This is a genomic window from Gemmatimonadaceae bacterium, assembly GCA_035633115.1.
Taxonomy (GTDB): Bacteria; Gemmatimonadota; Gemmatimonadetes; order Gemmatimonadales; family Gemmatimonadaceae; genus UBA4720.
The window spans coordinates 160,276-171,813 of the sequence record DASQFN010000102.1 but is presented as its reverse complement, the minus strand read 5'-3'; the positions used below and the strand labels follow the sequence as shown (position 1 = coordinate 171,813).

9 protein-coding genes are annotated in these 11,538 nt (G+C 62.0%); 5 read left to right on the top strand and 4 right to left on the bottom strand.

The window, feature by feature from the left end; all coding sequences use genetic code 11:
- Positions 1-77: 77 nt before the first annotated feature.
- On the bottom strand, positions 78-734 hold the full coding sequence (locus VES88_12720; GenBank protein HYN82360.1) for a DUF4230 domain-containing protein: 657 nt from the start codon (positions 732-734) through the stop codon (positions 78-80).
- 197 nt (positions 735-931) lie between these two features.
- Here VES88_12720 and VES88_12715 point away from each other — a divergent pair, with 197 nt between their 5' ends.
- The 4 genes from VES88_12715 to VES88_12700 all read left to right on the top strand — a co-directional run bounded on the left by VES88_12715 (position 932) and on the right by VES88_12700 (position 7,217).
- On the top strand, positions 932-3,700 hold the full coding sequence (locus VES88_12715; GenBank protein HYN82359.1) for a TonB-dependent receptor: 2,769 nt from the start codon (positions 932-934) through the stop codon (positions 3,698-3,700).
- Positions 3,701-3,847: 147 nt separating this feature from the next.
- Complete coding sequence (locus tag VES88_12710) at positions 3,848-5,599, top strand: fibronectin type III domain-containing protein (GenBank protein ID HYN82358.1); 1,752 nt, start codon at positions 3,848-3,850, stop codon at positions 5,597-5,599.
- Positions 5,556-6,293 (top strand): hypothetical protein, encoded by a 738-nt coding sequence (locus VES88_12705; protein ID HYN82357.1) that lies wholly within the window; start codon positions 5,556-5,558, stop codon positions 6,291-6,293. The genes VES88_12710 and VES88_12705 overlap by 44 nt, the downstream gene beginning before the upstream one ends.
- A 120-nt stretch (positions 6,294-6,413) precedes the next feature.
- Entirely contained in the window at positions 6,414-7,217 is an 804-nt protein-coding gene (locus VES88_12700) for an SDR family oxidoreductase (GenBank protein ID HYN82356.1), read from the top strand.
- Here VES88_12700 and VES88_12695 read toward each other — a convergent pair.
- Positions 7,138-8,241, bottom strand: a complete 1,104-nt coding sequence (locus VES88_12695) for a tetratricopeptide repeat protein (protein HYN82355.1) — start codon at positions 8,239-8,241, stop codon at positions 7,138-7,140. The two genes, VES88_12700 and VES88_12695, sit on opposite strands and share 80 nt — an antisense overlap.
- A 162-nt stretch (positions 8,242-8,403) precedes the next feature.
- Between VES88_12695 and VES88_12690 the strand changes: the two genes are divergently transcribed.
- Positions 8,404-9,606 carry a phosphatase domain-containing protein gene (locus tag VES88_12690; protein HYN82354.1) on the top strand — a complete coding sequence of 401 codons (1,203 nt, stop codon included), beginning with the start codon at positions 8,404-8,406 and terminating at the stop codon, positions 9,604-9,606.
- Here VES88_12690 and VES88_12685 read toward each other — a convergent pair.
- Positions 9,596-10,933 (bottom strand): ectonucleotide pyrophosphatase/phosphodiesterase, encoded by a 1,338-nt coding sequence (locus VES88_12685; protein HYN82353.1) that lies wholly within the window; start codon positions 10,931-10,933, stop codon positions 9,596-9,598. The genes VES88_12690 and VES88_12685 overlap by 11 nt on opposite strands.
- A complete protein-coding gene (locus tag VES88_12680; protein ID HYN82352.1) occupies positions 10,930-11,301 on the bottom strand; it encodes a hypothetical protein in 372 nt (123 codons plus the stop codon). The genes VES88_12685 and VES88_12680 overlap by 4 nt, the downstream gene beginning before the upstream one ends.
- Between the last annotated feature and the right edge of the window lie 237 nt (positions 11,302-11,538).

The following is an 11,538-nucleotide window of genomic DNA, read 5'->3' as shown; positions in this document are numbered from 1 at the left end:
TTAAATGTACGGAAATCTCAGCTTTCTGACGGGTCGGCCCGGCGGCTTGCAAGAGCCACGATCGTGAGTCTTCTGGTTCAGCGATCCACGCCCGTCGGCTTCGGTTTCCCCCTGATATTCACTTCCACACGGTAGCCGTCCTGCGCCAGCATCGTACGGAGCATCTCTACTGCGCTGCGGTTTGCGTGCTCGAGAATCTCGCTGTCGTTGCCTGCCTTGGTCAGCTGCGCGCGAACCTGGCGCTGAATCGAATCGCGGTCGGCGGGAGTGAAGGGATTCCACAATCCCGCTCGCTCGTCGTAAGTCCTGAGGTCGAGAACCTCGACTCCGATAAGCTGCGCGGGCGGCAGCTCCATCGCGATGCTCTTCGAGTCATTGTCGATGCGGACGCTGGGGTTGGCCTCGAGATTGATTCCCGCGAGAAGCCGGCCGGTGACGACGACGAGCGTTCGCTTAGTCGATCCGTATCGCGTGTTCTGATAGATGACGACATCGCGCACGGTCGTCTCGCTCGAGACGAGCTTGGCGACTGTTCGCATGCGGTCAACCACGAGATCGTGGGTGACGGTTGTCCCGCCACCGCCGAAGCCGATCAGCCTCGGGACTGTCTTCACCGTGCAGTAACCGGCGGCGAGCAGGATCAGCAGGCCAACCGCGAGAATCGCCAGCGGGAACAGCGACGATTTCGGAGCTACCGGTGGGGTCTCGGGGGGAGTCGTAGGAGGTACGGTCATGGAAAATTTCTCGGGCAGTGCCACGGTCATGAGGGGCTGACCGCAAAATAGCTCGCGTAACGAGGCGCCGTTACGCGTCCGATGCAATTCCGTCGCGGAATCAAGACCCTCTCCGTGCAGTGTTCTTTCCAGGGCAGGAGCCAGCGAATGCCTGACGCCTGCCGATTTGCACCATACCACCACAACGACAGGTTCCCTTGCGACTATCCTCCATACTTTGTGTTTGCGCACTGGTCACATTCGGTGAGGCTGCTGGTGCTCAGGAGAGCCCGACCGGCCGGATCGTTGGACGCGTTATCGATGCGGTCACCGGCCAGGGCATCGTGGACGTCGGCGTCCAGGTGGTCGGCACAACGAGCGGAGTGTCGACGGCTCTCGATGGCCGCTTCTCGCTGACCAATGTCCCCGCCGGGACGGTCACGCTGCACGTGCGCCGCATCGGCTTCGCGCCAAAGACCGTCACGGGCATTCTTCTCGAAGCCGGCCGGACGCTGGAGCAGAACATCACTCTTACGGCCGCGACGGTGGAGCTCACCACCCAGGTGGTCACCGCGTCGGCGGAGCGGGGTACGGTGAGAGACGCGCTCGACTCGCAGCGCACAGCGGTTGGCGTGGTCAATTCCGTCACCGCCGAACAGATAAGCAAAAGTCCCGACGGCAATGCAGCCCAGGCGGTACAGCGTGTTAGCGGCGTAACTGTTCAGGACAACAAGTACGTCTTCGTTCGCGGGCTCGGGGAGCGCTACACGACGAGCTCGCTGAACGGTGCTCGCGTCCCCAGCCCGGAGCCGGAGAAGCGCGTCGTACCGCTCGACATGTTCCCCGCCGGACTGGTGCAGTCAATAACGACCACGAAGACGTTCACGCCAAACCTGCAGGGCGATTTTTCAGGCGCGCTCGTCGACATCAGGACGCGCGAATTTCCCGTGCGCCGCACCTGGTCGCTCCAGCTCGGTGGAGGCTACGAGCCCGGCACTACCGGCGCGAGTATTCTCGCCGGCAGAACGACGGGAGGCGAGCGGCTCGGCATGGTCAATACCGGACGCGATCTGCCTTCACTCGTGCGGTCGCTCGGCAACTTCCAGGGAATCAACCTGAATCAGGGCGACAAGGATCTGATCGTCAGCCGGTTCCGAAATGCGTGGACGCCCGAGAGCGGAACTGCACCGCCAGTCGCGTCGGCGTCGCTGTCGTTCGGCGGCAACGACCCAATTCTCTTCTCACATCGTATAGGGTACCTCTTCTCCGGCACGTACTCGTCCGCCACGGACTTCCGGGACGGCCAGGTGCGCGCTCTTGCAGATCGCGGTAACACGACGGGCGAAACGAGAGAGATCGATCGCTTCGTAGGGCAGCGGTCGAGTCAGAGCGTTCTCTGGGGCGGCCTCGCGAACCTCAGCACTCTTATTGGGGATGCCTCGCGCATCTCGCTCAACGCGTTGTACAATCGCACGGCCGACAACGATGCAATCGTCGAGACCGGATCGTTCGAGAACGAGGGAATTCGCGCGCGCATCAGCCGGATGCAATACGTGGAGCGAGGAGTCCGGTCGCTCCAGCTGGCCGGTGAGCATCAGCTTGGCTCGAGGCAGCGCATCGAGTGGGCCGGTACTGCGAGCGGCGTGAGCCGCTACGAACCCGACAAATCGGAGTTCGTGCAGGCAATCGAGCGCGACACTCCGAATGGCCCTGATATTCTTCGGTGGCAGAACTCCGGAAACGCGGGGGCGACGCGCACATTCTCCGACCTCGACGAGAAGAGCCGCGAGGTGAGCGGCAGTTACCAGATGCTTCTTGGCTCGAGCCGGCAGAGCTCATTCCGTATCGGTGCCCTCTCGCGCAGGACCGACCGGGATGCGGATACTCGCGCTTATGCGATAAGTGCAAACGGCATCTCTAACGCGGTTCGCGAGCTGCCTCCCGAACAGATATTCGACGGCCGGTTTGCCAGCTCGAAGATCTTCGACTTCGGACCGCTCGCGCAGGGCGGCTCGTATACTGCGCACGACCGATTGTCTGCCGCATACGCGATGGCGGAGATCGCACTTACAGACAGACTTCGACTGATCGGCGGCGCCCGCTACGAGAGCGATCGACTCGAGGTGGACGCGTTCTCCACGCTCGGATCTCCCGTTTACACGTCAAAGCGATGGAACGACCTGCTTCCGTCGCTCGCTCTGAACGTGAAGCTCAACGACTCGCAGCAGCTGCGACTGTCAGCGTCGCGGACGCTGGCGCGTCCGGAGTATCGCGAGCTTTCGCCGATCAAGAGCCGTGACGTGCTGAATGGTGATGACACGCAGGGCAACGAGAACCTGTCGCGCACGAACATCTCGAACGCCGACCTGAGATGGGAGTGGTACCCGAGCAGTAGCGAGGTTCTGAGCATCGGACTGTTCGCCAAGAGGTTCGATCTCCCCATCGAGCGCGTCTATCGCGCGGCGGGCTCCGGGACACGAACTGTGTTCTATACGAACGCAGAAAGCGCCGACAACTACGGAGTCGAGCTGGAGATGCGGAAGGACCTGGGCTTCCTGGGCAAGGCGCTCACTCCGTTCGCCGTGTTCACGAATCTCACCGCGATGCAGAGCACCATCCACCTTTTCAAGGACACGGAGGCGAGCGCGACGAACCTCAGCCGCAGGATGGTGGGACAGGCACCATACGTGTTCAACGCCGGGCTTTCATACACCTCGCTTGGGGGAGGATCATCCGCGACGCTGCTGTTCAACCGAATCGGCGACCGCATCGATGCGGCCGGTGATTCCCCGCTGCCCGACGTGATCCAGCGCGGGCGCAGCGTCCTCGACCTCTCGCTCCGCTTCGGCCTGACCCGAATCGTCACCGCGCGCTTCGACGCAAAGAATCTCTTCGATTCATCGTACGAGACGACTCAGGGAACTGCGACGCGCGAGCTGTACCAAACTGGCCGGACAATCCAGGCGGGCTTCCAGATTCGTCCGTAGCAGGCTTCGTCGGATTGTGACTGCGTTGTGACCGTGGCGACGCAGAACCGCGACACCGTTCTGTTCGATTGGAGGTGGCGAAGGCGAACTTGGCATCGCCACCTCTTCTTTTTTCATGCGACAACTTCCATTTCCAGAGGAAAACGAATGCAGCTCAATCGCCGATCGCTGATTGCCGCGGTCGCCATGATCGCACTCTACGCTGCTGCGTGCAGCGAATCAAATACCGGCCCGTCCGCGCCTGATCCGATCGTCGGACTCTCAACCACCGCAAAGGGATCGAGCGCCATTCAACTGTCGTTCAGCAGCCGGGCAGGCGACACGAGCTACGACATCGAGCGCGCAGAGGGCGCTGCGGGCAGCTTCGCGCAAATCACAAACATTGTCGCGCCCGCAACCGTCGGCGCGGTCACGTATACGGACGCCGGGCTCAAGGTCAATACGGTGTACCGCTACCGCGTAATCACGAATCGCGACGCACTCAAGAGCATTCCTTCGGGAGAAGCGTCGGCCACGACTCTAACCTTTGGCAATGCGGCGGCGGACCTCACTACGGACGTCACAGCCAATCGCACGCTGTACGCGGACACGGTTTACACGCTCAAGGGATTCATACACGTTGCCAATGGAGCGACTCTGACAATAGAGCCCGGAACCACGATCAAGGGCGACTTTGCAACTGTCGGCTCGTCGTTGTGGATTCTTCGCGGGGCCAGGATTCAGGCTGTCGGCACCGCCGACGCGCCAATCGTTTTGACATCGTCGCGGCCGGTTGGTCAGCGACAGCCGGGCGACTGGGGCGGTCTCGTCATCGTCGGCAACGCGATCAACAATCGCAGCGGGTCGGTGGAGATCGAAGGGTCCGGAACGGACGGCTCGGCTGTCGTCGCCGGAAAGAACTACCAGGTTCTCTACTCCGGTGGCAGCGTCGCGACCGATAACTCGGGCACACTCTCATACGTTCGTGTGGAGTTCGCCGGCTACGCGCCATCGCTGAACAACGAGCTCAACTCCTTCACCTTCGCGGCGGTCGGATCGGGAACGCGCGCTTCCTACCTGCAGTCGATGGGCGGGCTCGACGATTCGTTCGAGTTCTTCGGCGGCGGCTTCGACCTCGACCATCTGGTAACCTATGAGTCGGGTGACGACATGTACGACATGTCGGAGGGATTTGTCGGACGGCTGTCGTTCCTCATCGGGTACAACTCTGTGCAGCTGACGCCCCGCACGGGTGCCGGTTTCTTTGCCACTGACCTTCAGGGAATCGAAAACGATGGATGCAGCGGCTCGGGCTGCGGCCTTGGGTTCAATCAGGCGCCGTTCACAGTGCCGCTCGTCACGAACTTCACGCTCGTCGGGTGTGGTGACGTTGCCTGCGTCGGCTCGGGCGGCGGGTACGGCATGATGCTTCGCCGCGGCACCGGTGGCTACTACGTCAATGGCGTCGTCGCGCGCTTCCCGCGAGGCGGCGTGTCCATCCGCGATGCGGAGACGTTCGCGCGCGCGGGATCGGTCGCAGCTCCAGATGTCGCAACTGCTGACCTGGTTGTCAGGAACATCTACTTCACCGAGGCTGGCAGCGCGGTCTTCCAGGCGGGTGGCGGAAGTACGATCCAGAACTCGTTCGACCTCGCCGGCAACAACCTCACAACTGGGGCGGTGACCGCTGCATCGCTATTCACGGCGCTCCCGGGGCAGGGTGCAGTTCCGGCAAACGTCGCTGCGTTCGACTGGACGCCTCCTGCAGCCTCGCCCATCGCCACTGGCGGGCTCGCCACGTTCACGGGCAAGATCGGCACGAAGGCCGGCACGGCCGTTACTGGTACCGCGTACGTCGGGGCAGCAGCTCCGGGCGGTGCCAAGTGGTGGACCGGCTGGACTGTCTATTCCCGGAACTAGATTCGAAAGGCTGGTCCTCCTCGGAGTCATCGTCGCGACCGGCTGCTCGCCGGCGCGCGACGAGCCAGCCACGGCGCGGATAGCTCAGGACAGTATCCGCGCCGACTCGATCGCGCGCGCCCGACAGGACGCGATCAACCGGACGCTACCGGGGTACGTGGTCGATTCCATTCTTCCGGTTGAAGAAGAGCTGCGCCGCTTCCGTCTGGCAGTGCGCGAACAAGGCGCCTCGAGCGGGAGCGGCACCAGTGACAGTGTGACTGCGCTGACATCGGGCAGTCGTTCGCGCGAAGCTCTCGTAAGGCGATTCATCAAGGCGCTCGTCACGAACGATTCATCCGATCTCCGTGCGATGCGCCTCGCCGCGCGCGAGTTTGCGGATCTCGTCTATCCAGAGTCGCCCTACACGCGTCCGCCTTATCGCCAGTCGCCGGCACTCGTCTGGAATCAGATCCGGAATCCAAGCGCGTCGGGCCTGACTCGTCTTCTTCGCCGCCTGGGGGGCCAGCCACTGAGATATGTGAATCACTCCTGCGCTCGAAACCCGGAACGTCAAGGCGGCAACCTCATCTGGACCGACTGCACTGTCGTGCTCATGGATTCGAGCTCTGAGACAGCTCGTCATCGCCTGTTCGGATCGATCATCGAGCGCGACGGACGGTTGAAATTCGTGAGTTACAGCAACGAGTTCTGACATCGGTCGGACAACAACGCCGCTCCGCCGGATCTGTGACTCCACTGGCCCGTGCCATGCAGTATTCTTGCGGTCGCTTCGACTGACGCGAAGAATGGGAGACGACGCACGGAGGTTCGAATGGCACTCGATGGAAAGACCGCGCTGATAACGGGGAGCTCGCGCGGCATTGGCAGGGGCATTGCGCTCGCACTAGCGGAAAACGGCGTCAGAGTCGCGGTTCATTATTACCAGAACGAGTCCGCCGCGCAGTCGACTCTGGACGAAGTGCGCAAACGTGGATCCGACGGTTTCCTCGTCCAGGCCGACGTGAAGAGCATGGAAGCAATCACTGGCGTGTTCGACAAGGTGAAAGTTGAGTTCGGCAAGCTCGACATTTTCGTCAGCAGCGCTCGTCCGGAGGTACCCGAGTTTTTCCAGGCGCCATTCGAGATAAGCCTCGAGCAATGGGACAACGCTTTCAATTCTCAGGCGAAGGCATTCCTGGTGGGTGCGCGCGAAGCGGCGAAGCTGATGGGAGAAGGCGGACGGATTTTCGCGATCACGTACGCCACAGGAAGCCGCACAGGGGGATTGCAGCCGTGGGTGGCGATGGGCTCCGCGAAGGCTGCCCTGGAATCCCTCGTCCGCTACTTCGCCGTCGCCGTCGCACAGCGCGGCATTACGGTGAATGCAATCAGCCCGGGTTGGATAGAAGACAGTGTCCTCAACAGTCTGCCCGAAGCGGTCCAGACCCTCATCCGGAACTGGCATAGCGGAGGGTGGACACCGATGCGACGCCTGGGTACCCCAGCAGATGTCGGAGACTTGGTGTCGCTGCTCTGCTCCGAGAAGGCGCGCTGGATCACGGGACAGGTGATCTATGCCGATGGAGGCGCGTCGTTGATGAGTCCTGAGGTGCCGCCCGAGATGCAGATCGGATAGATATGGCTCGCGGCGACCCTATGAACCGCTCGTAATCAACGCTCGACCTGACGGTGCGGCGACGCGCCAGCTCCGCCTCGGCGGCAACGTAACCGAATGCTCCCCACTGGCCACCGGCTACTATTCGCCGGAAAATCTGCTCGGCTTCGGCATTGCGGCCGTTGAGCAGGTGCCACATGGCAGTACCATACGCGGCGGTCGCGTATGTGACCGACATCACACCACCGCCTGCTTCCGGCACAAGTACCGAGTCGGCGGGAAGCTCGCCTTTGTACAACGATAAGAGACGCAGATAGGTGTCGTTCTCGATCACCGTCATCCCACGTGAGACAGGCGCGAGCACGGCCGCGGCCGCGTCTGCACGGCTAAGCCGGCGAAGACTCAGGTAGTACCAGTACGTGATCGAGACGCGACGATCATCGTTCCGCGCATTGTCCAGCTCGCGCCTGTAAATCGGTAATGCGCGCTCAAAATCACCTTTGAGGTAATGCGTCAGCGCGAGGTGATAGTCGATGTTCGAGTGCAGCGTCCCGATAGGCTGGTTGAGCGCATTCGGTTGTCCGTCGGGCTCAACCTCGTCGGGCTTTCCCACGACAAGGGACGCTGCCCGCTCGAGATCCGCGAGCGCGCGATCGAATTCACGCACGGTGATGTACCGGTGTCCCCGATGCCGGTAGAGCCAGGGGTTCTGCGGATGTATCGACAGGCCGCGCGTGTACACGTCGATCGCTTCCCTGATCCGCCCGAGATAAGCGAGGCGGCGGCCGAGCCAGACGATCGAATCCGCATTCGTCGGTGTGCGCTCATACGCCGACCGCGCCTCTGCGAGCTGCCGCTCGTAACGAGTGACTGTTTCGGGGGCGAGCGGGAAAGTCCGGAGTGTGTCGCCGAGCAGGGAGACGGCTTCGGCGCGTCGTTGGTGAGAGACTGTGCCCGGCGTCTCACGCGGAACGACGGAGCTCGACGTGCAGCCGGAGATTGTGATGAAGGCCGCTAAGAGCGGGCGTGGCAGTAAAGAGAGCATTGGTCCGCAGTCCGTAGTTTAGTCCGCAGTCCGTGGTGTAGACCGCAGTTCGTAGTGCAGTTGCTGTCGGCGAGAGGCTAACTTCACTACGGACTGCGGTACTACACTGCGGACTGCGGACTAAACTACGGACTGCGGACAAAAAAGACGCGGGGAATCACCATGAAAAAGTGGGCTGCCGACGTCGCACCACTCCTCAGCGGGCTCGGAAAGGAAGTATTAGGCGCGGCCGCCCGCGTCGCTCACGCTGCATTTGGCGACGAGCCGTTCGAGATTGTCGCCTACAACGGGTACGGCAATTCGACCCGCGCGCACGTCTATGGCCGCGTGCTGGAAAAGCGCAACGTAGGCGCGAGCACCGACGCTGATTCGACACTCAGGAACCTGCTCTACACGTACCGCCGGGCAGAAGCTGATCCGCTCCGGCGGGCCGAGGTGACAGTCGAATACGCGGGGAAGACGACCGCGATGAAAACCGACGACGAAGGATTCTTCGGCGGATGGATCGACCTCGATGAATCAGTCGACGGCGAGAAGGAGTGGCGCGAATACTCGGTCGAGCTCGGCTCACCCCACCAGACCGACGCGGAAAAGATCAAGGGCTCGGGCGAAGTGCTGATCGCGGCGCCGAGCGCTCGCTTTGGAGTGATAAGTGATCTCGACGACACGGTGATTCAGTCGCGAGTCTCGAATTTCCTCCTCGCCGCGCGCACGGTCATGCTCGGCAACGCGCGAACGCGGCTGCCATTCCCCGGCGTTGCCGCGTTCTACGAGGCTCTGAGAAAGGGGGTCGGCGGCGACGAAAAGAATCCAATCTTTTATGTCTCCAGCAGTCCGTGGAACATCTACGACGTGATCGCCGAGTTCATGGACCTCCAGAAAGTCCCGAAAGGACCGATCATCCTCCGCGACTGGGACATCGGGTGGGGCGCGCTTTCGTCGGCGCGTCATTTCGGTCACAAGGGCGTGGCCATTCGGAACATCATGACGCTCTATCCCCACCTGCAATTCATTCTCATCGGCGACACGAGCCAGCACGATCCGGAGATCTACAGTCAGATCGTGAGCGAATTCCCGAATCGCGTGGCCGCGATTTACATCCGCGATGTCACTCGCAACGCCGAACGTTCGGCATCGGTGAAGAAGCTTGCGGAGGAGATACTGGCGGCGCATTCGACGCTCGTTCTCGCCGAGGACACGCTGGGCGCGGCGAAGCATGCAGCCGAGCAGGGCTGGATCTCGAGCGAGGCGCTGCCGGATGTGAAGGAGGAGAAGCGGGCTGACGAGGGAAAGGACGATACCAAGGCGCCCGCGCCCGGCGGAGGAGAGCCGAGCTCAGGAGAAGCGCCGAAGGTCATCGAATAAGCTGACTCCTGAGCCAGTCCGGCTTTCCCTCGATGCCGGGGCCCGGCGTCAGGCCGAGTATCTCGGTCAGAAACGGATAGATGTTGACGTTCTCGAACGGCGGAATCATCGCCCCGCGTCGTAGCCGCGGACCGGCAACCAGAAAAAGTCCGTGCATCGAGGGATACGCCGGGTCCCACCCATGGTTGCCTCCCGGGCGTCTCGGCAAGTAGGCACGCCCGCCGAACTGGTAGTGCTCCTCCATGATTACGACTATGTCGCCGATTCTCGGATCGGCGCGATAATGCAGCCGGGCGGGAATCTCCTGACGTAGGTACGCACGCCCGTGTGTGAGCCTCGCGTTGATCGAATCGCGCAGGATCACGGCACGCGCTGCACCCCCGGTTACGTGGATGTTTGCGTTTGGACCGCCGTCGGCGAGGAAAACCCCGACGGTATCGATCAGCGACTCGACGGCGACATAAGTCTCCGGCGTGTACGGCGTCATCCCATGATCGGAAACAAGAATTACGTAAGCGCTGTCGCGAATCGGAAGCGCCTGGATTCCGTCGAGCAGGCGGCCCAGGGCTGAGTCAACGGCGAGGATCGCGCTCGCGACCTGCGGGCTCTCCGGCCCGTGCATGTGGCCCGCGCCATCGACGTCACTCATATAGAGCGTGATCACATGAGGCCGCTGGAGGGCTGGTTTCTGAAGCCAGGCGATCACGGTATCGACTCGCATGAAGTTCGGCGCGCCCGCTGCGTATTCCTTCACGTGCGTCTGTCGTATTCCCTTGATGGTCGCTTCCGAGCCAACCCAGAAATACGAGGCCGCAACCATTCCCTGCTTCTCCGCCGTGATCCAGATCGGCTCGCCTCTGTACCACGACCCGTCGAGAACGCTTTTGCGATCTCCGAGCGCGTACGTTTGCCGCCGGGCCGGATCGAAGAACCTGTTGGAGACGATTCCGTGGGATTCCGGATACTGTCCTGTGACGATGGAGTAGTGATTAGGGAAGGTCTTCGACGGAAATACGGGGATGAGGCCTTTTGAACGCACTCCGTTCCGCACGACGCGCTGGAAGTTGGGCGCCGGATACTTATCGAGGTAATCGGCGCGAAATCCGTCGAAGGAAACCATGACGACGTACGGCTTGCTCAGCTGATCTGGTCGATTGATTCCACCGGATCCGACCGCGACTGCAGGAGCCGGTGATTGTCCCCCTGAGGAAGCAGATGACGGAGCAGTTCCGCAGCCGGCAAGAATTACGGCGGCGGCGGCCGCGGCGGAGAGCGACCGCATGTGCGTCACATAAGCCGTCTGCCTGTAACCGTGTGCAAGTATCATCGAGGGGACCCTGGTTGCGGTGCTCCCGCTGTGAGCGCGAGCGACAATCGCTCCGCCTGGCGCGGGTTCTGGCTGAGCAGCACCGCGGCAAGATTGCCCGAGTGAATCAGAAGCGGTGGTGTTTCCCACGATCCCACAGTGCGAGCGGGCGCAGCAGACGCGCTGTCGATTCCCGCGAGATCGCGCGCGAGTGAAGCTTCATCCGGATAGAGAAAAACCTCGAGACGCGAGCTGCCAACTTTGTAGACGAGCGGTTTCACATTGAACCCAGCTCGGCTTGGCGGATCCTCTTCCACACGCTTTGCGACAAAGCCCGATTGCCGAAGTCGATTCTCCAGGCTGCAAACTGCCCAAAGCCCTGTGTGCACGCAGCCCGGCCTTGAAGAGTCGCGTGAGATTGGCGCGCCGGGCGGTAAAGCACTCGCCACTGGTGCCGGTGCAGCGGCCGGAGCTGGCGACGAATCAGCCGAACGGTCACAGCCGGCAACGAATGCAGAGATACAGAGCACGCGGCAGTAGTATTTCACGGACACGGGAGCAAACATGCTTCGGCCGAGCTGACAAAGACAGATTCTTCACCGCAATCGGCAGGATTCTGGCGCGTC